This is a genomic window from Pseudomonas sp. UBA5706 (assembly GCF_002419965.1).
GTDB lineage: Bacteria > Pseudomonadota > Gammaproteobacteria > Pseudomonadales > Pseudomonadaceae > Aquipseudomonas.
Genome location: NZ_DIHC01000001.1, coordinates 15,317 through 38,142, shown reverse-complemented (window position 1 = coordinate 38,142; position 22,826 = coordinate 15,317). Strand labels below are relative to the sequence as shown.

At 58.1% G+C, this 22,826-nt stretch carries 14 protein-coding genes, 2 tRNA genes and 2 pseudogenes; 12 read left to right on the top strand and 6 right to left on the bottom strand.

The window, feature by feature from the left end; translation table 11 throughout:
• Nucleotides 1-146: 146 nt before the first annotated feature.
• Complete coding sequence (gene rdgC, locus B3I26_RS00150) at nucleotides 147-1,067, bottom strand: recombination-associated protein RdgC (RefSeq protein ID WP_296254151.1); 921 nt, start codon at nucleotides 1,065-1,067, stop codon at nucleotides 147-149.
• A 159-nt stretch (nucleotides 1,068-1,226) separates the two neighbouring features.
• On the opposite strand from rdgC, the gene B3I26_RS00145 reads away from it, so the two are divergent.
• The 3 genes from B3I26_RS00145 (at nucleotide 1,227) to B3I26_RS00135 (ending at nucleotide 2,439) form a co-directional block, all read left to right on the top strand.
• Nucleotides 1,227-1,302, top strand: a tRNA-Val gene (locus B3I26_RS00145).
• A gap of 19 nt (nucleotides 1,303-1,321) precedes the next feature.
• Nucleotides 1,322-1,398: transfer RNA gene (locus tag B3I26_RS00140), tRNA-Asp, on the top strand.
• Nucleotides 1,399-1,587: 189 nt separating this feature from the next.
• On the top strand, nucleotides 1,588-2,439 hold the full coding sequence (locus tag B3I26_RS00135; protein ID WP_296254150.1) for a LysR family transcriptional regulator: 852 nt from the start codon (nucleotides 1,588-1,590) through the stop codon (nucleotides 2,437-2,439).
• Nucleotides 2,440-2,444: 5 nt separating this feature from the next.
• Here the strand turns inward: B3I26_RS00135 and B3I26_RS00130 are convergent, their stop codons facing one another.
• A complete protein-coding gene (locus tag B3I26_RS00130) occupies nucleotides 2,445-2,609 on the bottom strand; it encodes a hypothetical protein (RefSeq protein WP_296254149.1) in 165 nt (54 codons plus the stop codon).
• Nucleotides 2,606-3,172, bottom strand: a complete 567-nt coding sequence (locus B3I26_RS00125; RefSeq protein ID WP_296254148.1) for a DUF4865 family protein — start codon at nucleotides 3,170-3,172, stop codon at nucleotides 2,606-2,608. Before B3I26_RS00125 ends, B3I26_RS00130 begins: the two co-directional genes overlap by 4 nt.
• 282 nt (nucleotides 3,173-3,454) lie before the next feature.
• On the opposite strand from B3I26_RS00125, the gene B3I26_RS00120 reads away from it, so the two are divergent.
• From B3I26_RS00120 to B3I26_RS00105, 5 genes and pseudogenes are all read left to right on the top strand, one after another.
• Nucleotides 3,455-4,246 carry an FKBP-type peptidyl-prolyl cis-trans isomerase gene (locus B3I26_RS00120; RefSeq protein ID WP_296254147.1) on the top strand — a complete coding sequence of 264 codons (792 nt, stop codon included), beginning with the start codon at nucleotides 3,455-3,457 and terminating at the stop codon, nucleotides 4,244-4,246.
• A gap of 426 nt (nucleotides 4,247-4,672) precedes the next feature.
• Nucleotides 4,673-5,152: a YkvA family protein gene (locus B3I26_RS00115; protein ID WP_296254146.1), complete on the top strand. Its 480-nt coding sequence runs from the start codon at nucleotides 4,673-4,675 to the stop codon at nucleotides 5,150-5,152.
• 251 nt (nucleotides 5,153-5,403) lie between these two features.
• Nucleotides 5,404-5,494 (top strand): annotated as a pseudogene (locus B3I26_RS28710) (transcriptional regulator); the annotation flags it as partial.
• Nucleotides 5,495-5,562: 68 nt separating this feature from the next.
• Nucleotides 5,563-5,751 (top strand): annotated as a pseudogene (locus B3I26_RS28705) (helix-turn-helix domain-containing protein); the annotation flags it as partial.
• Nucleotides 5,748-6,113, top strand: a complete 366-nt coding sequence (locus B3I26_RS00105) for a hypothetical protein (protein ID WP_296254144.1) — start codon at nucleotides 5,748-5,750, stop codon at nucleotides 6,111-6,113. The pseudogene B3I26_RS28705 and the gene B3I26_RS00105, both read left to right, overlap by 4 nt.
• A 10-nt stretch (nucleotides 6,114-6,123) precedes the next feature.
• Here the strand turns inward: B3I26_RS00105 and B3I26_RS00100 are convergent, their stop codons facing one another.
• Both B3I26_RS00100 and B3I26_RS00095 read right to left on the bottom strand, forming a co-directional pair.
• Entirely contained in the window at nucleotides 6,124-7,902 is a 1,779-nt protein-coding gene (locus B3I26_RS00100; RefSeq protein WP_296254143.1) for a bifunctional diguanylate cyclase/phosphodiesterase, read from the bottom strand.
• Between the two features lie 203 nt (nucleotides 7,903-8,105).
• The gene (locus B3I26_RS00095) at nucleotides 8,106-10,187 is read right to left on the bottom strand and encodes a carboxy terminal-processing peptidase (protein ID WP_296254142.1); all 2,082 of its coding nucleotides are present in this window, start codon (nucleotides 10,185-10,187) and stop codon (nucleotides 8,106-8,108) included.
• Between the two features lie 220 nt (nucleotides 10,188-10,407).
• On the opposite strand from B3I26_RS00095, the gene B3I26_RS00090 reads away from it, so the two are divergent.
• The 4 genes from B3I26_RS00090 to B3I26_RS00075 all read left to right on the top strand — a co-directional run bounded on the left by B3I26_RS00090 (nucleotide 10,408) and on the right by B3I26_RS00075 (nucleotide 18,239).
• Nucleotides 10,408-11,370, top strand: coding sequence for an NAD(P)H-quinone oxidoreductase (locus B3I26_RS00090; RefSeq protein ID WP_296254141.1), 963 nt, complete (start codon nucleotides 10,408-10,410; stop codon nucleotides 11,368-11,370).
• A gap of 215 nt (nucleotides 11,371-11,585) precedes the next feature.
• Nucleotides 11,586-12,854 (top strand): hypothetical protein, encoded by a 1,269-nt coding sequence (locus B3I26_RS00085; RefSeq protein ID WP_296254140.1) that lies wholly within the window; start codon nucleotides 11,586-11,588, stop codon nucleotides 12,852-12,854.
• 200 nt (nucleotides 12,855-13,054) lie between these two features.
• Nucleotides 13,055-15,052, top strand: a complete 1,998-nt coding sequence (locus tag B3I26_RS00080; RefSeq protein WP_296254139.1) for a hypothetical protein — start codon at nucleotides 13,055-13,057, stop codon at nucleotides 15,050-15,052.
• Nucleotides 15,053-15,332: 280 nt separating this feature from the next.
• Entirely contained in the window at nucleotides 15,333-18,239 is a 2,907-nt protein-coding gene (locus B3I26_RS00075; RefSeq protein WP_296254138.1) for an autotransporter outer membrane beta-barrel domain-containing protein, read from the top strand.
• A 43-nt stretch (nucleotides 18,240-18,282) separates the two neighbouring features.
• On the opposite strand, the gene B3I26_RS00070 is transcribed toward B3I26_RS00075, so the two are convergent.
• A complete protein-coding gene (locus tag B3I26_RS00070) occupies nucleotides 18,283-22,785 on the bottom strand; it encodes a hypothetical protein (RefSeq protein WP_296254137.1) in 4,503 nt (1,500 codons plus the stop codon).
• Nucleotides 22,786-22,826: the final 41 nt, after the last annotated feature.

The following is a 22,826-nucleotide window of genomic DNA, read 5'->3' as shown; positions in this document are numbered from 1 at the left end:
CATGAATGTGCGGCGTTCACTGAGAAGCCGGCGAACACCGCAGTTGTAGCCGTCCGACTTGCCGGCGGGTGCGATCTTGAGCACGCCACCGCCGACAAGCCGCGCTGCTACAGGCTCCATGCTGCCAGACAGGTTTGCGTTCAGGATCAGATTCCCTGCGGAATCTCTTCGCCGCCCAATGCTTCGAACAGCTCGGGCAAGAACTCGCCGAAGGTCAGCATCATCAGGGTGAAGCTGGCATCCTGCTGGCCCAGTGCATCGTCACCGCCATCCTGTTCGGCCTGATCCTGGAGCAGGTCTTCGAACTTCAGACGCTTGACGCCCAGTTTGTCGTCCAGCACGAAAGACAGCTTGTCCTGCCAGGCCAACGACAGTTGCGTCACGACTTTGCCGGTGCTCAGGTGCAGCTGGATTTCATCGCTGGTCAGGTCCTGACGTTTGCATTTCACGATGCCGCCGTCTTCATGGGTATCGCGCAGTTCGCATTCATCGAGAACGAAGAAATGCTCGGCGGTCTGACCGGACTTGACCCACTCGGTCATGACTGCGGTCGGTGCGGTCTTCACCGTGACCGGGCGTACGGGCAAGGAGCCAACCACTTCACGCAGCGTGGAGAGCAGGTCTTCGGCGCGTTTGGGGCTTGAAGCGTTGACCAGAATCACGCCTTGCTTGGGCGCGATGGCAGCGAAGGTCGACGAGCGACGGATGAAGGCGCGCGGCAGGAAGGCCTGGATGATTTCGTCCTTGAGCTGGTCGCGTTCCTTCTTATAGACCTTGCGCATTTGCTCGGTCTCGATCTCTTCGACTTTCTCTTTAAGCGCATCATTAACCACGCTGCCCGGCAGGATACGTTCTTCCTTGCGCGCCGAGATCAGCATGAAATCACCGCTGACATGCACCAGCGGCGCGTCTTCGCCCTTGCCGAACGGGGCGATAAAACCGTAAGTGGTCAACTCCTGGCTGGCACAGGCGCGTGCGGGCTTGGTCGCCAATGCGGTTTCCAGCGCCTCGGCGTCAAATGGCAGGTCCTGGGTAAGGCGATAGACAAGCAGGTTTTTGAACCACATGGGGTACATCTCTCCTTTATACAAAGGGGGGCATTATTCGCTGCCCGGACCCTGCGGCCAACCCTGATGTAAGCCTTTGGTTGGATTATAAAAATTATTTGAAAAAGTGCTTGCCAGAGTTTTGATCGCTCCGTAGAATGCGCGCCACACCGAAGCGAAGGGTGATTAGCTCAGCTGGGAGAGCGTCTGCCTTACAAGCAGAATGTCGGCGGTTCGATCCCGTCATCACCCACCATTCGTTTCAAGTGTTACGCGCAGCGGTAGTTCAGTCGGTTAGAATACCGGCCTGTCACGCCGGGGGTCGCGGGTTCGAGTCCCGTCCGCTGCGCCATATTAAGTTACGAGGCCTTGAACTCCCCGTAACGACAAAGAGAGCGACCTTAGGGTCGCTTTTTTTGTGCCTGGAATTTGTGAAGACGCATTATCGGATTTCGATTCCGAGAGACCGGATGCTTCGTTTGACCATGTGAAATCCATATCGATTGTTGCAGCAGTGATTTTTCTCGGTAATGTATGAGCCATGAAAACACTCGACATTGATGCGGTTCATGCGTTTGTTCTGGTCGCTGAGCTCAGGAGTTTCACGCGTGCTGCCGAGGCGATCAACGGCACGCAATCGGCCGTGAGCCTGAAGATCAAACGCCTGGAACACACCCTTGGGCGCCGCCTGCTCGAGCGCACCCCGCGACGCGTTCAATTGTCTGCCGATGGCAGCGCGTTTCTTGCCTCGGCGCGTAACCTGGTGGCAGCTCACCAAGGTGCGATCGGCTCGTTCGACATGCCGCAACGGCGTCTGGTGATCGGCATCAGCCATCACATCGTCGGCGCCGAACTGCCGACCCTTCTTAAGTACCTGAAAACCGCGCACCCCAATCTCATCGTCGAGCTGCGTGTTTCGACGTCTCGCGCTCTGCTGGATGCTTTCGATCAGGGCGACATCGAAGGGGTCCTCGTATTGCGTCACGACAATCGGCGGCTCGATGGCGAAGTGCTGTTTCAGGAAGGTTTCGGCTGGATGGCCTCCAGAGACTTCATTCATCAGCACGGTCAACCCTTGCACCTGGCGACTCAGGCAGCGCCTTGCAGTGTGCGCAGCATGGCGATCACTGCGCTGGACGAGGCAGGCATTGCGTGGACGGAAGTCTTCGTCGGCGGTGGGGTGATGACCATTGGTGCAGCGGTATCCGCAGGGTTGGCGGTCGCGGCAATGGCTCGGCGGGTGGCCCCTGAAGGGCTGATCGACGTCGGACCACAGCTTGGACTGCCAGCGCTGCCGTTGCGTGAGGTGGTGCTGCATTCCAGCGCATCCAGCGCGCAAAGCCGCACCGTTCTCGCCACGCTGGCCGCTGCCCTGCGTTCGACAGCTCTCTGAGCGTGTCAGACAGAGCCAAGCCCGTGCAGGGCCATGGCCATGGCGATCGTCAGACTCATGATCAGCGCCGCGCCGATGGCCAACCCCATCAGATGCGCCGCGAGAACATCGACCGCGGTTTGTGCATCCGATAGATGAGTCACCTCTTGCGCCGAGAGCGCGCTTCTCACGACAAATGCTCCAGCCCCGGTGCTGCCAGATGCAGCACTTGATAAACCGTAGCGTCGGACGATGTTTTCACCGGACCGGCAGACAGCCGAAAACGCACCAGTCGCCATTCTTTCGGATCAAGCACGCTCCACGCTGCCACGGTTTCGGGCTGCGCAGTGTGGTGCCGGTTATGGGCTGACTCCTGGATGCCTAGCGCTGTCACATCGGCCCCTGCGCTCAGCAGCATTTCTTCACGATACAGCCAGGCCGCGGTGATGGCCGGGCCACGCCGAGCATCCAGGGGCAGCCAGGTTTCGATGGCGGGGCGACCGAACGAGTCGATGACGCCGACGAACTTGTCGCTAGTCAGAAAGCTGGCTGCCGCCGTCGGGTTTAGCCAGAGATAGACCGAAGCATAAAGGTTGCCCAATGCGCCGTTTTGACCCCGCTGCTGTGACACGAATGCCTTGAACACCAGGCCCTCGGCGACGTCCCAGATGGACGCGCGTTGGCGTGCGCGATCGCGAATGACCTGCATGTCGTAGTCCGATGGAAGTCTGTGAAAATACTGCATGGCGAACATGGCTTGCTCCTGTTTCTCGGGGGACAGGTACAAGCTTGCGTTGCAAGGTGCCTGGCAAACAGACCGGCAACAATATAGCTGTGATGGGGTTCGGCAATGATGGTCATCGCGAAGCTGTCTGTACCAAAACTGAACGAGTTTCTCGATAGAACGAGAAAACCTTTGGATACCTGAACTTATCTGCCTTTTCCCCCTCTCATGCCGGTAGCCATTGATCGCGGCGGCCTGATAAGCTCGCGGCTTTACTCGTTTGCCCTATTGGCGCATGAACAAGGAAACAGGATGAAACAGCATCGGTTGGCAGCGGCGATTGCCCTGGTCGGTCTGGTACTCGCGGGCTGCGATAAGCAAGCCAGCACCGTTGAGCTGAAAACCCCGGCACAAAAAGCCTCTTACGGCATTGGCCTGAACATGGGCAAGAGCCTGGCTCAGGAAGGCATGGACGATCTGGATTCCAAAGCCGTAGCGCTGGGTATCGATGATGCCGTCAGCAAGAAAGAGCAGAAACTCAAGGACGACGAGCTGGTAGCGGCGTTCGCTGACCTGCAAAAGCGCGCTGAAGAGCGCATGGCCAAGCTGAGCGCAGAGTCGGCAACCGCAGGCAAGAAATTCCTGGAAGAAAACGGCAAGCGCAAGGAAGTCACCACCACCGCTTCCGGTCTGCAGTATGAAATCATCAAGAAAGCCGACGGCCCGGTGCCCAAGCCGACGGATGTCGTGACCGTTCATTACGAAGGCAAGCTGACCGATGGCAAGGTGTTTGACAGTTCTGTCGAGCGCGGCAGCCCGATCGATCTGCCGGTCAGCGGTGTGATTCCGGGTTGGGTCGAAGGCCTGCAACTGATGCACGTTGGTGAGAAGATCAAGCTCTATATCCCTAGCGATCTGGCCTACGGCGCACAGAGTCCAAGCCCGACGATCCCTGCCAATTCGGTTCTGGTTTTTGATCTGGAACTGCTGGGCATCAAGGATCCGGCCGCAGCTGGCAACGATGCCGCTGGCGCTGCTGGCGCGGACGAGGAAGAAGAGGCTGCACCGGCAGCTGAACCTGCCAAGCCTGCTGCCAAGAAGTAATCGTTACGCCGATTATCGCTTGCAGGAAAATGCCCCGTTTCGACGGGGCATTTTCATTTCTGACGAAAAAAATCGAACCGGGCAAGGCAGTTACAGTCCCAATACCGTTAAGACTCAGCGCTAAAGTCGGGATTTGTCAGTGTCACCTCAGCGTCAGCTACCATGCTCATCTCGGAACGGGTAGCTCCGACACGCGCGCGAGTCAACGCAATTTTGCGTTTTTTTTAGTGAGTAAAAAACGCGCGATCTAAGTCAAACCCCGACGGTACGGGTGTTTCAGAGCCCTGAGCTCGCTCTGTTCACAAGGTTATCCACAATTTGTGTGGATAACCTTTCGCGTAGGCAGGGTATGGCCACCGGCCGGGTTCTTCCATCAATGGCGATTGACCGATGGGTCGATTTTTATCGAATATCGCTGGAGCGAATATGAAAGCACCCTGGAGTTTCATTCGGTATCTCCCGATGGCCAAACGGCTGATAGCTGCAGGTCGGTTACCTGCCTTGCTGTTTGCGGTAGCGGGGAAGGCCGCAAGTGAAGGGAACCGGCTGGGCAAGCTCAAGGACGATCTCAAACTGCTGCAGGCCTTGTGCCTGGCATACTGGCGCGGAGAGTATCGTGCCATTAGTGGCAAGGCCATCTTGTCGGTGGTCGCAGGTCTGATGTACTTCCTCAGCCCTTTGGACGCCATTCCTGATTGGATTCCAGGTTTGGGCATGCTCGATGACATCGCAGTGCTGGCGTGGGTGATGAAGACTCTTGAGGCCGAGCTCAGTGCTTTTCGCGCTTGGCGTGAACAGCAGAATCCGGAGAAGCTGGCCGTTGTCGAGCGTTTACCCGATACGCCGAAGTTGCTGGAACACGAAAAAGCGCTGATTCCCGTAGACACAAACAAACCGACACCGTAGCCCTCGCAGGCCTCATTCGTGCCCGGCGTTTGCACTGCTTTCGCTGAAGGGCATCTGCGCGGGCTTGCCTGCAGCACCCTCGACGGAGCAGGGCAGGTGTCTTGAACCACCTGCTTCGATTCCCCGTAAAACCAATTGCTTTGGAACTCCGTTCTTGCGGCGTACGCCCTTGCCCTTCATCCGCTGGTAAGATGGCCCCAATTCAAGAAAAAAAGACTCGAGCGGCGGCTTTTTGTCTTACAGGGGGTGGTATGGATCTTCAGGTTATTTCTCGCGATGGAGAGCCGGAGTACGCGGTGTTGCCGTGGGCGCAGTATCAAGCGTTGTTGCAGTTGGCTGGTATGACTGACGTGCATCACGCAGCGCCCGCTGTTGAGTCAGCTGAGGCCAGCGCTGCTTGCGACGATTTTCCCCCGTTCGGCCAACTCGGTTCATTGCGTCAAGCCAAAGGGATCGAAGGGGCCAAGCTGGCCCGGGCGGTCGGCATCAGCCCTACCTATCTTGAATTGATCGAAAATGGCACACGGCAGCCCGATGCCGCGATCCGTAGAAGTCTGGCCTGGGAGCTGGGTGTGCCTGGCTGGCGGGGTGAGCCATGAGCGTGCGGATCAGCCGTCAGCATTGGGAAGCGTTGCTGGCTGAGCTGGACCTGGCTCGTCGGCAGCGTCATCTGGTGACCTACCGCGCGCTGCTCGAACGCCTTCAATTGCCCACCCCGGCGATGCAGACCCTGACTGCCGCACTCGAACACCTCGCCGCCCTCGATGCCCGCGCCGAACGGCCGCTGCGCAGCTCGCTGGTCATCAGCCAAGGCGCCAGCCGTTTACCGCGCACCGGGTTCTTCGAATGCGCCGAGCGCCTGAACCGCTTCAGCGGCCCCTCCGACGGCATTGCTGCCGCCTCTTGGCACGCCGCCGAAGTGGTGCGGGTGTTTGAGTTCGAATACCCGAAAGAAAACTAACGCAGCGTAATCAACTCGTCGCCTGGGAGGTGAAGGTGACGGCTGCGGTATCGATCACATGCACGCTCGTGCCGCTGACATCCTTGGCGCAGTGCTTGGCCTTTGATGCCAGTTCGGCCAATTGGCTGGCGTCCAGCGTATTACAGGCTTGCGCATGCAAATGCACCACGCCCACCGACAGCGACAGCAGGGGGAACTCCTGGCGTTGACCCTGGCGGTTCAGTGCGATGAAGCAGCCTGCCTCCAGGTGTTCGGCACGGTAAAAACGGCGGCATTGGTGCTGGAAGTCTTCCAGCAGCATGTTCAACCTTTTTTGCCAGTCCTCGGAGCCCAGTACCATCAGGAAATCATCTCCGCCGATGTGGCCGACGAAGTCGCGCGTGGGGTCGATTCGATCGTTCAGGCATTGCGCCAGGCACAGCAGCACCTCATCACCCCGGCCGTAGCCATAGATGTCGTTGAAGGGTTTGAAACTGTCGATGTCGACATAGCAAATCATCGACTCTCGCTCCTGTTGCAGCAACCGAGTGAGACACTGCTGAATGGGCACGTTGCCCGGCAGCAGCGTCAGTGGATTGGCATAACGCGCTTGTTGAATCTTCAATTCGGTGATCAGTTTAAGCACATCGATCACCCGGCCCAGCCCGAGGTAGGTGCCGTTTTGCATGATGATGAAATCCTCCTCGATGCGCTGCCGTGCGCGGCTGGTGATCAGGCGGCTGACCTGCTGCAGCGACTGGCTTGATTCGACCGCGAGGAAGTCGTCGCTCATCAGGCGGCTGATGGGCTTGCGGGCATAAATTTCGGTGGCGAACGGCTGCAGCAGCACGTCTGACAGCGAATGGCGATGGACGATGCCGATGGGCTGCTGTTGCTCATCCAGCACCGCCAGCGAGTTGAGGTTGACTTGCTTGCGAAAGGCCTCAAGTACGTTGGCAGTGGGGGTTGTCTGCACTACGGCGGGCGAGGTATTGAGCAAGGCGCTAAGGTCGCTGCCTTCTTCGTTCAGCATCACGGTGCCCGGATCGATTGCCGGCAACAGGGCGTTGGCATCACAGGGCGCCTGTTCCTGGGGCCGACACAGCAGGTAGCCCTGAACTAGCTCGATACCCATTTCGATCAGCACAGCCAGTTCTTCCTGCAATTCGATGCCTTCGGCGATCACCCGTGCCCGGGAGGCCTTGGCCATTTGCAGCATGGAGCCGACGAACTCTCGCTTGACTGCATCCTGATGAATACCATCAATGAAGTGCCGGTCGATCTTCACGTAATCCGGACGCAGTTCGGACCATAGCCGCAAGCTGGAATAGCCGGCGCCCAAGTCGTCCAGAGCGATGGAAAAACCCATGTCGCGATAGTGATACAACGCGTTGTACAGCAGCGCGAAGTCGTCGGTGGGCGTCTGCTCGGTCAGTTCGATGACCACCTGGCTTGGCGCAATGCCGTAGCGTTGCAGCAATTGCAAGGTACGCCCGGGAGGGTGCGAGGGTTCAAGAAGCGACTCGGGCGAGATATTCATGAATAGCTTGCCCTGCAACTGCTGCTCGCTAAAGCGCCGGCAGGCCGACTCGCGGCTGGCCAGTTCCAGCTCGCTCAGGCGACCGGCCTGGCGTGCGATGGCAAACAGGCTGAGAGGGGAATGCAGGGCGCTGTTGGATGGGCCCCGGGTTAGGGCTTCGTAGCCGAGAATGCGGCGATCAGGCAGCGATACAATCGGTTGGAACAGGCTGTGCAGGTCGCGTCGAGCGAGAATCGCACTCAAGGCGCTCAGCTGTTCAGTCACGGTCATGGCGATCTCGGAGCAAGAATAAAGGGGCTGGACGCTTGGCGCCCAGCCCCTTTATTTCACTACCGATTCATGACTGCTTGATGACGAATGGCCATCACTTCTTCGTATTTTCTCACGCGCTGTACGGCTGTCGTTATCTAACTTGCTGGCAGTGGCAATTTAAGGCTTCCACTGCCCGCCAGCCTTTCTGCTGTCTGATGATTTCACTTCTTCGCCACCGACCCGCTCAAGCCCAGGTAGTCGATGAGAATCCGGCCCGTTTCTGCCAGATACGCGTCATCTTCCGGTTTGGTCTTGTCGTCGTCCGCTGGCAAGGCGTCTTCATCTTCTTTCTTCAGCTCTTTAAGCGGCTCTTCGCCCTTGGCCTTGCGGCGGGTGTTTTCCATCACCAACTGCTTGGCCTCGATATCGGCATGCTCGCTACGACGCGCCGCTTCGTTAAGGCTGACGGTTTTCTCGCTCATCAGTTTCTTGGCCAGCGCCAGCTTCTGCTCGACGAACACGAACTCGGCGTCTTTGGCCGAACGTACGTCATGACGCGATTGCAGCTGGGCCAGGAACAGTTTGAACGGATCCACCGCCGGCTTGATCGCAGGCTTGATGGTGTCGTAAGCCATCGCTTCGGGCAGGGCGCTTTCGCCGATTTCCTTGGTGTCGATGATCGACGGGTAGGCGATATCCGGCAGTACGCCCTGATGCTGGGTGCTCTGCCCGGAAACCCGGTAGAACTTGGCAAGGGTCAATTTCAGCTCGCCGTGGTTCAGTGGCTGAATGGTCTGCACGGTGCCTTTGCCAAAAGTCTGGCCGCCGATGATCAGCGCGCGGTGATAATCCTGCATGGCGCCGGCGAAAATCTCCGAAGCCGAAGCAGACAGGCGGTTGACCAGCAACGCCATCGGGCCTTTGTAGAAGGCACCGCTGTTTTCATCCTCTAGCACATCGACCTTGCCGTCAGCATTACGCACCAGCACGGTCGGGCCTTTGTCGATGAACAGGCTGGTCAGTTCGGTAGCTTCCTGCAGCGAACCGCCGCCGTTGTTACGCAGGTCGATGACCACACCGTCGACTTTCTCGGACTGCAATTCGGTCAGCAGCTTCTTCACGTCCCGCGTCGTACTTTTGTACTGCGGATCACCGGCGCGGTAGGCTTTGAAGTCCAGATAGAAAGCCGGAATCTCGATTACGCCCAGCTTGTAATCCTTGCCTTCCTGATTCAGGTGCAGGATCGACTTCTTGGCCGCCTGTTCTTCAAGTTTTACCGCTTCGCGCGTGATAGACACGATCTTGGTGGTCTGGTCATTCGGCGCATTGCTCGCCGGGATGATTTCCAGCCGCACGACAGAGCCTTTGGCGCCGCGAATCAGCTTGACCACTTCATCCAGACGCCAGCCAATGACGTCGACCATTTCCTTATCGCCCTGGGCGACGCCGATGATCTTGTCAGAGGTCGAGACTTGCTTGGTCTTGGCCGCAGGGCCCGCTGGCACCAGGCGCACAATCTTGACGTTGTCGTTGTCGCTTTGCAGGACAGCGCCAATGCCTTCCAGTGACAGGCTCATGTTGATGTCGAAGTTTTCCGCGCTGTCAGGCGACAGGTAATTGGTGTGCGGGTCGTAGGACATTGCGAAGGTATTGAGGTACGCCTGGAAGATGTCCTCGCTGCGGGTCTGACCCAGACGCGCCAACTGGTTTTTATAACGCTTGGTCAGGGTTTCCTGAATCTTCGCCGGGTCTTTGTCCGCGATCTTCAGGCGCAGCACCTCGTCCTTGACGCGCTTGCGCCACAGGTCATCGAGTTCGGCTTCGGTCTTCGCCCATGCCGCGTCTTTGCGATCAACCAGCAAGGTTTCATTGGTGGTCAGGTCGATTTTGTCGACGCCTTTATCCAACTGGGCCAGTGCGAAATCCAGACGCGATTTGATGCGGTCCAGATAGCGCTTGTAAATAGTGAATCCCGGGTTCAGATCGCCGCCCTTGAGCAAATCGTCGAACTCAAAGCGCCACTTATCGAACTCGGCGATGTCGCTGGCCAGAAAGTAACTGCGCGCAGGATCGAGCAGCTTGAGGTAGCTCTGATAGATAATCTCCGAGCGTTTGTCATCCAGCGGCGGCTTGCTGTAATGGTGGCGCTTGAGCAACTCCACGACATTCAAGCTGGCGATGACCTCATCGCGATCAGGCTGAAGATTGTCCCAGCTATTGGCTGCGAACGAACTGGCAGACATTGGCAGGGCAGCCAGGCCAATGAGTAATGCAAGGGTGGTGCTGGGTAGTAAATGCTTCATGCTGATTCGACGCGGGGACAATTGATAACGCATATTAGGCCGTCTTTGAGATCGCCGGTTCCTTTCAGGTTCCGTGAAAACGACTGCGCTTGGCTAACGTGTATTGCCTTCGCTCGCAACGTATTTCACACAACCTGGGGCGAAACCCGGTCGCATAATGCAAAAAGCCCGCGTGCCATGGAACACATCGGGCTCAGTCGAGACTCACTATGGAGGCACCGTGAAAGCATTGCAAGGCGTTGAAGGTCATGTGGAATGGGTTGAACAGCCAGCACCGGCGCTCGATGTAGGGCAAGTTCGCATCAAGGTCGCTGCGGCAGGACTCAATCGGGCTGACCTGCTGCAGAGGGCCGGCTTGTATCCGCCGCCACCTGGAGTGACCCAAATACTCGGCATGGAGTGTTCCGGGGTGATCGCCGAAGTCGGCTCCGGTGCCGCCTGGGCAGTGGGCGACCGCGTTTGCGCGCTGGTGGCAGGTGGGGCAATGGCCGAAGAAGTGGTGGCCGACGCACGACATGTATTGCCGGTGCCAGAGGGCGTGTCGCTGCATGAGGCGGCGGGCCTTCCTGAAGTCTATGCAACGGCCTGGCTCAATCTGTTTCAGTTGGCGGGTCTGAAGCCTGGCGAGAAGGTGTTGCTGCACGCCGGAGCAAGTGGCGTTGGTTCAGCCGCCATTCAGCTGTGTAGGGCGTTCGGCAGCCCATGCTGGGTCAGCGTCGGTTCGGCCGAGCGGCTGGCGTACTGCGAAGAACTCGGCGCGCAGGGCGGGGTGATCCGCAACGAGAGTCTCGACGGGCTAAGTGATTTCGGACCTTTCAACGTGATTCTCGACCCGGTCGGCGCCAACTACGCCGCACTTAACCTAAAGGTGTTGGGCACTGACGGACGTCTGGTACTGATCGGCCTGATGGGCGGGCGCCAGGCCGAACTGGATTTCGCTCAGGTGCTGAGCAAGCGTATTCACATTCTGGGTTCCACCCTGCGCAGCCGCGACGATCAATTCAAGGCCGACCTGCTGGCCGACCTTGGGCAACAGGTATGGCCGTTGTTCACCGAAGGCCGGCTGAAGCCACAGTTGGCGCGCAGTTTTCCGATCAGTGAAGCCGAAGAGGCTTACGCGGAACTGGCGACCAATCAAGTGTCGGGCAAGGTGGTCCTGGTGATCAATCCAGCGCTGGACTGAGCTCATCGTCAGTCCAGCCCGGCCACGGTGACCTGGCGCTGCATGGCACCGTGCTAGGTATCGCTTACCACCACCAGAAATCCATGTCTACTGTCAAGGTTGACAGTAGACATGGATTTTGCAGGCGCATCTAATGAATCCAGTTCTTCTGTCGGCGGTATATCCGTCCTGACACCCGGCAGACAATTCCTTTCCATGGACTGGAGTGGCATCTAATGGTCAATGACGACGCTTCAACCGTCAGCGGGCTGGGTCTGAACCTCGGACTTGACGCCGACTTCTATCTCGATGTCAATTTTGAACCCGTCCCCATGGACCTTGGAGAAGTGGAGGTGGTCGGGGTAATCGATGCGAATGACCCTGAGGGGTTAATGCCTGTCGGCAGTCATCTCAGGGATCTGGAAGTCAGAGTGCCGCTCTGGCCAGTGCCTGCCCCGCCAGGACTTAATGATCAGTTGGTGCTGTATTTCAAAACCGGGCCAGGTGACTATGAAGTCCGCAGCATGGCGTTTCCGGGACCGCTCGATCCCGGGGACTTTCCGTACCCCCTGTTCATCGAAAAATCCGCTTTGCCGACTGACGGACGATGCGAAGTCCGTTACGTGGTCAAAAGTTTCAACGGCTATTTCAGCGGATCGAATATCCGCAATGTTACATTTGACAGCCTGCCGCCGAGTTTCGACAAGCAGCTCCAACCGCTGCTGCTGCCGGATGATCTGGCGGACGGCAGGATCACTGAAGAATACCTGGCCGGTCATGGCGACCATGTTGAATTGCGCGTCCCACAGCCGTTGTATCTGGATGCCCGTGAGGGCGACGTCATCAGTCTCTACTGGTCGCAGAACAATCCACCGACGTCTAGCCCAATCGATACGAAAACCGTGACGGCGCAGGAGATCGTGTCCGGGGATATTCGATTGAATCTATCAGGGGATGCCATTCGGTCTTCCGGCGAAGACGGCACGTTTTACCTGACGTATAAAGTCCGTGATCGGGCAGGAAACGAAACCCCTTTTTCGTTGCAAACCGCCGTCGATGTGCAATTGGTACCTATTCCAGAGTTACCCGACTTGCCAGAACCGGAATTTCCGGATGCCACTATTTATGGATACATCAATTGCGCAAATGAACCCTGGAACGGTATCAGGGTCCGGCTGCCTTTCCCGCCAGGGGAAGTCGCTGTGGGCGACGAAATCCTCCTGTCCTGGCAGGGTTATGAAACCCTCAATGGTATAACACCCATCGAGGGCACCGAGGGTGAGTTTCCGGGCACCGTGAGCGCGGCAGACCTGTCGGCAGGTTCCAAGGACATGTTGATTGAACCCTATGTGCCGCACATCGAACCCATCCTGGAAGGTTCTGCGATCGCTCGTTATCGATTGAAAAAAAGTAACGGGCAATCGGCTATTTCTTATGAAGGGCTGGTGAAAATCACTCGTAAGTTAGCGGCCGGTGGAACATGCGAGCCCCCCAAGGCTATTTAATCCCGTGAGAGATGCAGCGCTATTTGGAACCCGTCCGCTGCTTGTCAAGTTGCTTAACAGCAAAGTATCAATTGCACTCACCGGTGGTCATTTTTTCAAGTAAACCCGCGTGCTCAGTTATTCCCCGTTTGTGAAGCCCTGCAGTTATTGCGGGAACAGTGAAATGGAAGTTTATATATCTATATACAAGGAGAGTTGTCATGGACGCTCAGCAAAAAACAATCGCTCAATACTATGTAAACAAGTATGTGGAAAAGGGAAATCGCTCACGCAGTGGCGCTGGGGTTCAGGAACTCAGTGCCCCCAAATTACCGGTATGGTGGGGAGGTGATCCAGACTTCGCCGGTCTGGTCCCTCGCGAGGATCAGGTAAAGGACATGGTGATCCAGATTCCCGCCTGGCCTAATGGTTCTCCCCTGCCAATATTTTCCGACATCCTCACATTCCAATACCGACTCCGCGATGACCTGAGCTGGAGAACGGCGCAGGAGCTTTTGATTCCCGGCCCGACGCTTCCGGATGGACCCGACAAGCCGGTCACCTTCAGTCAAGAGAACTTTCCCGGTCATGGTCAATACCTGCTGCGCTACAGGATCAGGACCTACAACAATATTGAGGAGGAATCTGTTGAGGTCGCGTTCATCATTGACCAACAAGCGCCTCACTATGGCGGCCAGTCCCCCGACGCACTGACGTTCCGCGATGACGCGCTGATCAGGGCAGAAGGCGTGACCGATGCATATCTGGCCGCCAATGGCGATATGCTGGCAGTGGTTATTCCGGCCTATAACGATGAGCAACTGGGCGATACGGTGCAGGTTTTTGTGGGCGCAACGACGCCCGACCCCGACGGGACACCCGCCTATGAGGGGTCATTGGATTCTGTGACTCGCGAAGTGCTCATTCCCGGTGACCGTCTGCGCGCTCTGCCGGACGGGAGACTGTATATAACCTACCGACTGTTGGATAAGGTGGGTAACCGCGGACAGGCGTCCGATGCGGCTGTGGTCGATCTGCTTATCATGCCGTTGCCCATTGAGCCGTTGCCAGCACCCCGTGTACCCGGGATCGAAGACAGCGATACACAGTTCAATCTGGACGATATACGCGAGGGGCGCGATAGCGTAATGATCGAGCGGTATGCGAACTGGCAAAACAACGATCGTATCGTGGTGACATGGGGAGGCGTCGAAATTGCCCCTAATATTGTTATTAACCCGGGCGATACGATCCAGGTGAAAATTCCTTACAGTGCTCTGGCGCAGGCTTTCGGAGCTTCCACGACTCCCGTGCCCACACAGGTTGGTTATCGGGTGGAGCGCGGTAGAAGGAGATTCGACTCCGATCTCGTCACCGTCGAAGTGGATCTGTACGTGCCTGGCCCGGTCAACCCCGAAAGGCCCGATCCAATCAACCCGAACCTTAAACCGGTTACCGTTCGCGGGGGCGGTGCCAACGCCGAGGACAACAAGATCAACGCCGACGATATTGGTTTGGATGCAACGGCGGTTGTGGAGCTGCATGATCCTATCGACACGGGTTCTCGGCTGAGATTGTATTGGGGCAATTTCGATAACCTGGCCGATGAATATGAGCCAGACGCGGCAGACGCCGGTCTGCCTCACACCTTCACCATCGCTTGGGACACCATCGACAAAGGGCCGGTCAGTACTGATGTGCCGGTTTTCTACACTCTCGATCAGGTCACAGGGGGCAACTATGAGATGTGCCCTCCGACCGGGGTAGATGTCAGTGAGGCGGTGATTGTCGAGTTATCTGCGCCGGATTTCCCGGATGCAGATTTGATGAACGACGGCGTCACCCCCATTCTCAATTGCAGATCTTTCGTCGGTTCAGATCATCATTTGAATGTAGCAATTCCACCTAATCCAGGAGCATTGGAAGAAGGCGATGAAATCGAGGTGATCGTTCAAGGGTACAGCGACTATCTAGGGAATGTGCCGGCCGGTGATGAGTGGAGCGATACCATTACATTAACGGCTACTCAGATCGAGGAGGGTTTTACGCTGCAAGTGGAACCTTATGAGGATCATCTCCTTCCTATCGGAGCGTTAGGTCTTGTCAAAGTGACCTACCGGACCAGCGGCGCGCCGGTCAAAATTGGCAGCGCACAGATCTATGCATCGACAACCACGCCAGGAGGCACATGCTTCCCGCCTTTCCTTAACAGGAACTAGGCACTAAACAGTAAAGCCGGATGATACATCCGGCTTTGCTTATACGGTCGGAGTTAGAAAACGTTGCACGCACAGTTCGCTGTTTTACGCATGTGAAATTCAACTTCCTTCCGTCGCTGTAGGATGCTTCGCTCATAGACCACGGAAATATCCTACATCTTACTGGCAGTGAGGTCGGTAGTCTTCGCGCCAGTTTCCTTCGACCCTTATTTTTTTCTTGCAGTCGGAGGCCCTCCACTTACTCAAGGAACTCGTTATGCCCGTATTCAAGGCAACACGGATGTCTTTGCTCGTTCGCTCTGCCGTTGGTTCTTTTGTGCTGTTCGGCATCAGCCCCGTCGTTCATGGCTTATCGATCGTCGCCCCTGGGGAAACCCGGACACTGCGTCCTGGAGAGCTGCTGGACAGTTGGGAGGTGCAAAGCGGTGCAACACTCAATGTCAATGGCGCCAACACCCAGTCCATCAGGACCACGGCCGCGACTTTAAATATGACGGACGGCAGTTCAGCGGAAAACATCACCCTCGGTATCGGCTCGCAGGCTGATATCGCAGGCGCGAACATTACCGGTGGTGCCGCCAGTGCCGGACTTAGACTTACTGCCAGTAGTGCACAAATTCTCAATTCCGATATCAACGCCACAACTAATGCATTCGCCACAGGTCTGGAATTGAACTCGGCCGGTTCTACTGGCCAAGGCTCCGCTGTAACGATGAGTGGTGGTTCAGTAACGGGCAGCCTGGGGGGAGTCAGTACCTCGGTCCACAGCACGCTCATTTTGAACAACGTTCAGGTCAGTGGCGTGCGCGCCGACGGTTTTGGGCTCAGGGCTTTTTCTTCCGAAATCGGCGTGACGGGCGGCTCGGTGCATGGCGGCCTCAACGGCATCCAATACTTCGCTGATCCCACCGCTCCGCGCGAAGGGACAATGAGCCTTTCCAGTACGTCAGTTACGGGCGACAACGGTGCAGCCATCGCCTTCGACGGTCTCGGCCTGGGTCTGGTTGCCAACCTCCAGTTGTTGGACGGCACTACGTTGAAGGGTGGCAACGGCAATGCGCTGGAAATCAACGGTGACGCCACGCTCAACGCCCTTGTACGCAACAGTTTGCTCAACGGCACATTCGCTGTCACCAACGGCAGCACGGGCAACTTTACTTTCGATAATGCTTCGCTGACCGGCGACATTAGCGCTGACCAGACCAGCAGCGCGCACGTGACGATGGCCAATAACTCCAGCCTGACCGGCAACCTGATCAATGTCGACAGTGCGGCGCTGGACGGCAGCTCGTTCACCGGAGAATACATGGTCAATGATAGCCGTACTGCCAACCTGACCCTTCAGAACGGCTCGCAGTTCACGGGCAACCTGACCAATGTCGACCGCGCCACGCTGGACGGCAGTTCGTTCGAGGGTAATTACGCCATTGGCGACACCCGCACTGGCGACCTCACGTTGCGCAATGGCTCGCAGTTCAATGGCAACGTGAACAATGTTGACAGCGTTGCGCTGGAGCGCAGTGCGTTCACAGGTGATTACACGATCACCGACGGTCGTAACAGCACTCTGACGCTGCAGAACGGCTCGCAGTTCACCGGTAACCTGATCAATGTCGACCGTGCCAGGCTGGACGGCAGTTCGTTCGACGGTGATTACACCATCAGTGACATCCGCACGGGGGACCTCACGTTGCGCAATGGCTCGCAGTTCACTGGCAACGTGAGCAACGTTGACAGCGTTGCGCTGGAGCGCAGTGCGTTTACAGGCGATTACACGATCACCGACGGTCGTAACGGCACTCTGACGCTGCAGAACGGCTCGCAATTCACTGGCAACCTGATCAATGTTGAAGGCCTCACGCTGGCTGGGCAGTCACTCTGGAACATGGTTGCTTCCAACAGTGTCGGCGTGCTGTCCATCAACGACGGTACGGTGAAGTTCGGGGCCCCCGATGAGTTCTTCCAGCTGGATGTCGGAACCCTGGCCGGTAACGGCACCTTCGTCATGGATGCTGATTTCGCCACCAACCAGCATGACGTTTTGAACGTGACAGGGTCTGCCACAGGCACCCATTCCCTGCTGATCGCCGGTTCCGGTGTCGACCCGGTGTCGCCCGAGCCACTGACGGTGGTGCGCACCGGCGGCGGGGATGCGACATTTGCCCTGGCGGGGGCAGGCGTGGTGGACGTCGGCACTTTTTCATATGCACTGAATTCAGTGGACAACGGTTCCAGTGGCACTGATTGGTTCCTCGATCCGAGTACCAAGACTATCAGCCCCGGTACGGCTTCGGTGCTAGCGCTTTTCAATACCGCGCCGACCGTCTGGTACGGCGAGCTGACCTCGTTGCGCAGCCGTATGGGTGAACTGCGCTTTAACGGTGGCAAGGCCGGTGGCTGGGTTCGGACCTACGGCAACAAGTACAATGTAAGTGAGTCGTCGGGCGTTGGTTATCAGCAGACGCAGCAGGGTTTCTCCCTGGGTGCCGATGCGCCGCTGCCGGTCGGCGACGGTCAGTGGCTGGTCGGTGTGCTTGCTGGCCACAGTAAGTCTGATCTTGATCTGAATCGCGGTACGTCAGGCACTGTAAAAAGTTACTACGCAGGTCTCTATACCACGTGGCTGGATCAGGCAAGCGGGTACTATTTCGACGGCGTCATCAAGGCCAACCGCTTTCGCAACGACTCGAAAGTGAGCATCAGCGACGGTACACGCGCCAAGGGTGATTACGACAACTCCGGTGTCGGTGGTTCGGTCGAGTTTGGCCGCCACATCAAACTGGACGACGGTTATTTCGTCGAGCCTTTTACCCAGCTCTCCGCAGTCGTCATTCAGGGCAAGGATTATCATCTGAACAACGACATGCAGGCCGAAGGCGATCGTACGCGCTCACTCCTGGGTAAAGTCGGCGCCACGGCAGGCCGCAATTTCACGCTCAGCGACGGTAAGGTGGTGCAGCCTTACGTTCGGGCAGCCGGTGTGCATGAGTTCGCGAAAAACAACAAGGTTCAGGTCAACAACAACACGTTCAACAACGATCTGTCCGGTTCCCGTGCGGAGCTGGGCGCCGGTGTTGCGGTTGCCTTCTCCGATAACCTGCAGTTGCACGCCGACTTCGATTACTCCAATGGTCAGCATATCGAACAGCCATTCGGCGCGAACGTCGGTTTGCGGTATAGCTGGTAATAGAAAAGCCCACTGAGCGATGAATCGCTCAGTGGGCTGTTTTCTAGATGGCGACCACATTGGCGTAGTCCCCGCCGACCTGGAATACCCTGGTCGACAGGTCCTGCCAGCCCCCCGTTACCAGGTTCTTACAACGTACCGTCGATAGGCCTGAGCCTGGTGTGGTTGACCAGTAAAGCCTGTTACCCATCGGCCAACGGCCCAGATACGCAGCATAAATCTCATTCAACTCAGCCAAACTGGGTATCCGCTTGCTCCGGCTGGCCGCGGCACTCACTGCATCGCGATAGAGGCTGTTCCCAAGTCCTATGACGTGAATGACGTTGCTGACGTTGACCGGGTACGAGCCTGATCGCCCCTGGCTGTCCGTGACCGTGATCGTGGCACTGCCGTTTCCTCGTGAGTAGATCGTGCCGTTGGCATCGACGCGTATCACCGCTGGATTGCTCGAGGTGTAGGTGTATGGCGCCACACCACTGCTGGGCACTCGGGTGTAAGTAGTGCCCGCAGGCCAACTGACAGGATCGAGGTTTGCATAATCTGGAAGCAGATAGATCCTGCCACTCAAATTAACCGGTGTGGGATCCAGCACAAAGTCGGGCACCGGTGACCTGACAGCGAAGGTTCGAATGTTGGATTCAGGTCCGCTCCCATACTGGGCCACGGCCTTGAGACTGTGCGCCCCTATGGCAAGCCCCGCTACTGGAAGACTCCAGTCGCCGTTGCCATTCACCGATGCATTACCCTTGGGCGCTGTCCCGTCGAGCACCTGAACCTGCTCGTTAGGCGCGGCTTTGCCGGAGGCTGTGACCGTGGTGTCCGTGGTCGAGCCGCCATTGGCGACTTCTCCTCGCGAATCCCGCACGCTGAGCAGCGTCGGCACCGTTGCCGCCTTGACCGTAAAGCTCCATGGCGCTGATACAGGGTTGTTCGCGTACAGCGCTTTGGCAGTCAATGCGCGAGCTCCCACGGCCAGGCCGCTGACGACGTGAGACCATGCACCGCTGGCGTTGGCGGTAGCCGTGCCTTTGGAGACCGTGCCATCGAAAACTTCCACCATTTGATGAATCGATGCCTGCCCCGAGGCGGTCGCGCTGCTGGCAAAGGTTGACCCGCCATTGGCGATGGGTGCGTTCTGCGGATCGACCACGCTTGTGATGCTTGGATTGACCAACGCGACAATGGTGAAGTTGCGCACCGATGATGTGGCACCGTTGCCGTACAGGGCCTTGGCCGTCATCGAATGTGAAGCAACAGAAAGGTTTTCGAGCGTCGATGTCCAGACGCCGCTGCCATTGACCGTGACCCTGCCTTTGGAGGCGGTGCCATCGAATATCTCTACCTCAAGATTGGCATTGGCATTGCCCGTGAGGGTGAGTCGGGTGTCGACGGTGAAGCCATTCGGGGCAATTTCGTCGCCGTCGCTGTCCCGGATACTGCTGATGGTTGGCGCGATTGCGCTGGCAACGACCACGTTCCAGACCGTCGATTCGGGGCGATTAGCGTATAGCGCCTGCGCCTTAAGACTGTGCGTCCCTACGGCAAGCCCCGTTACTGGAAGACTCCAGTCGCCGTTGCCATTCACCGATGCGTTACCCTTGGGCGCTGTCCCGTCGAGCACCTGAACCTGCTCATTAGGCGCGGCTTTGCCGGAGGCTGCGACCGTGGTATCGACTGTCGTCCCGCCGTTGCCCAGAGCGCCGCGAGAGTCCCGCACCTGTTCGATAGTCGGGGTTATGTTCGCAAGCACTTCGTACGTGCGCTGTTGCGACACCAGGCCGCTGCCGTCCAGTGCCCTGGCCGTGATGCGGTAGCCTTTGGGACGTTGGTTGGTCAGATCGACTGTCCACGCGCCGTTAAGGTCGGTGTGGGCAGTGGTCAGGCGGGTCGGCCCATCGAGCATTTCCAGTTCAGTGTCCAGGGTTCCGGTTCCGCTAAGGGTCAGGTTTATGTCGAACGTCGTCCCGCCCTCAGTCACTTCACCTTTGGAGTCCTTCACGCTAACGATGATCGGGGTGACCCAGTCGTGGTGCAGCTTGAATTCATATACCGACATGGGGAGCGGCAAGGCGCTGTACTCATCGGCCACGCCGTTGAACGCCACCTTGCACACCACGGTGAGCGTCGTGTCTTGCCCCAGTTTCTCAAGCGCCGTGCGCAGGACGCTCTCGGACAGGCCGGAGCCGATTTGCGCGCCGGTCAGTTCGGCGCCGTCAAGTAGTACGATGGCGTGCGGCCCGCCGCTCTCGGTTACGCCTTCGAGCCGCAGCCACACCCGCTGGCCTGTTGCGATGAAGGGCCATTTCGCCACCGTCGTGGTCGCGTTGCCGACAAAGGTCGCCAGGTTCAAGACCTTGGTTTGCGCATTGGCCTGAGCAATGAGCGGCGTCGGCAGTTGGCTGTCGGGAATGGGCGTCACGTCGAGCAGCAGAAACTCGGATTGCTTCTCTGTCGTCGAGCGCTTGACCTTATAGACCACGCTGACCCGCTGACCGATGTTGGCGCCGATGACAGACGCAGGAATCGGGAAATCGACCTGGCCGGTCGCTGACCCCGTCACTTGCTGATCTGCCGGCGAACCCGCTCCAGGGCTGCCTAGCCAGGTCAGGGTGATGACGTCTTGGAGGTCCATGCTGGCGTAGCGTACACGTACCGTCGCGCCGTTCAGAGCCTGCATCGGGTCCAGCGCCGTGCCGGTGGCCTCAAGCACTTGCGGCGCAGGCAATTCGCCGATCAGCTTGCCGATGGTCAGGTCCAGCACCTGCGAATACTGGAATTGGCCGGTGCTGGCGAGTTCGAGGCTGTAAAACACTTTTACAATAGTGTTCAGGCTCGGCTCGATCAGCGCCCGCGGGATGAAGAAGGTGACGGGTTGCCCGGCGATGGGGTAGGTGATGGGGATCGAATCCTGATCGGTGCCATCAGGCGATTCCGCCTGCCAATACCAGGTTAAAAGATCGCCCACGGCAGTACCGGTGTAAGGCACTCGTAAGGTGGCATGAATCGGTACCTGTTCAGGATCCAGCACGCCGTCGGGTGCCTCGTCCACCGAGGGAGCGGGCAACTCGGCACGGCGTTGAGCGATGGTCAGGTTCAGGTGGTCGGAGACACGAACATCCAGTGGCCTGAGTGTGTCGTTGGACACCCGATAACTGACATCCAGCGTGCCGTTGGCCAGAATGGCGATGTCGTGTTCGGGCACCGGAATGTAGATCACATTCCCCACTTCACTGGCCGAAACGATGTGCTGACCTTCGTAGAGGTGCGGCGCGCCGTTCTGCTGGGTGCCCAGCCAGATCATGTCGATGAGGTCGCCGTTGGCCATTTTATCGTAGACAGGAATCTGCACGTGGGCGCGGTCCAGCGTCGGGTCCAGCGTGTTGCCGACCGCTTCCAGCACGGCGGGCGCCGGCAGTGGAATCTGCCCGGTGACCCTGGCGGTTGCGCGTTTGGAGGACTGAGGCGGATCACCATTTGCCTTGGTCAGCACATAGGTGGCCCGACCATTGCCGCCATTGATTGCGCGGATGTCGGCGTTGGGTACTGATATCTCGAGGACGGCCGGAACACTGGTCACCGCCACCACTTTGGTATAAATCACCGGCTCGCCCGTGGCCGGAGTGCCTAGCCAGGTCAGGGTGACAGTGTCATTGCGCTCGAACGGAGCGCCAATCATCACGATTTGCACAGTGACGTCGTCTGCCCCCAGGCGGCCCAGATCGATTACGCCGTTGAATGCGTCCTTGATCACCGGCGCGTTGAGGCGTTGAGCGCCTGCTTCGACATCCACATAGGTACTTCGCGACCAGTCCGAAGAGAAATTCCAAACCTCGTCGTACACCTGATAGCGCACCAGCAGGTTGCGGGCATCCCCCGCCGCGAGAACGGTTGCCTGATCCACCGTGATGACAATGGGGTCCCTGCCAGCGGCTTCGGCAGGGGTGACTCGATGGTTCAGGGGCACATCTCCCCAGACCAGTCTGATGGTGTCATAGGCCGCGCGGCCGGGGTAGGCAGCGATTTCTGCCGGTATCCCGCGCGCCGCCCAGCTGGCATCCACGCCGTTGTCGATCACCTCTTGGGGCAGGCCTGGGGCCGCGAGTTCCGAATGGCCAGGCAGATGCGGTTCCCTGTCCAGCCCCCCTGGGAAATCGAGTTTGACCCTGATCCGCAGACCTACTGAATCTTCCGGCGTACTCGACCCCTGTCGTGTCAGCCGGTAGTGAACATTTTCGGCCCAGCCCGCTGTGATTGGCTGGGTGTCCAACAGGAAAAACATGCGTTCGTTGACATCGTCAGGGCCCACGTCCCCTTGCGCGACGCGCTCGGTGTCCCAGTAGATATCGACATGATCTCCCACTGCCATGCGCGACCAGGGGTCCACAGCGGCCAACATGCCATACGGGTCGTTAACGATATTGAAGTTGACGCCGCCATCGCCGTCCTCGACCGGCGTCACGAGGCCAGCGATCAATACTGGGCGCAGCGCCAGGGTCGAGGGTTCCCGGTTGACCGGGGGAAACAAGGTTGAGGTGTAACGTTGCATGGTCAGGTTCCTTATGGGGTGCGAATCCTTGGTGTGACCGG

Bases quoted from the DNA above. Each gene is read 5' to 3' on its own strand.
- rdgC (WP_296254151.1), bottom strand. From the start codon at position 1,067: ATGTGGTTCAAAAACCTGCTTGTCTATCGCCTTACCCAGGACCTGCCA.
- B3I26_RS00135 (WP_296254150.1), top strand. From the start codon at position 1,588: ATGAAAACACTCGACATTGATGCGGTTCATGCGTTTGTTCTGGTCGCT.
- B3I26_RS00125 (WP_296254148.1), bottom strand. From the start codon at position 3,172: ATGTTCGCCATGCAGTATTTTCACAGACTTCCATCGGACTACGACATG.
- B3I26_RS00120 (WP_296254147.1), top strand. From the start codon at position 3,455: ATGAAACAGCATCGGTTGGCAGCGGCGATTGCCCTGGTCGGTCTGGTA.
- B3I26_RS00115 (WP_296254146.1), top strand. From the start codon at position 4,673: ATGAAAGCACCCTGGAGTTTCATTCGGTATCTCCCGATGGCCAAACGG.
- B3I26_RS00105 (WP_296254144.1), top strand. From the start codon at position 5,748: ATGAGCGTGCGGATCAGCCGTCAGCATTGGGAAGCGTTGCTGGCTGAG.
- B3I26_RS00100 (WP_296254143.1), bottom strand. From the start codon at position 7,902: ATGACCGTGACTGAACAGCTGAGCGCCTTGAGTGCGATTCTCGCTCGA.
- B3I26_RS00095 (WP_296254142.1), bottom strand. From the start codon at position 10,187: ATGAAGCATTTACTACCCAGCACCACCCTTGCATTACTCATTGGCCTG.
- B3I26_RS00085 (WP_296254140.1), top strand. From the start codon at position 11,586: ATGGTCAATGACGACGCTTCAACCGTCAGCGGGCTGGGTCTGAACCTC.
- B3I26_RS00080 (WP_296254139.1), top strand. From the start codon at position 13,055: ATGGACGCTCAGCAAAAAACAATCGCTCAATACTATGTAAACAAGTAT.
- B3I26_RS00075 (WP_296254138.1), top strand. From the start codon at position 15,333: ATGTCTTTGCTCGTTCGCTCTGCCGTTGGTTCTTTTGTGCTGTTCGGC.
- B3I26_RS00070 (WP_296254137.1), bottom strand. From the start codon at position 22,785: ATGCAACGTTACACCTCAACCTTGTTTCCCCCGGTCAACCGGGAACCC.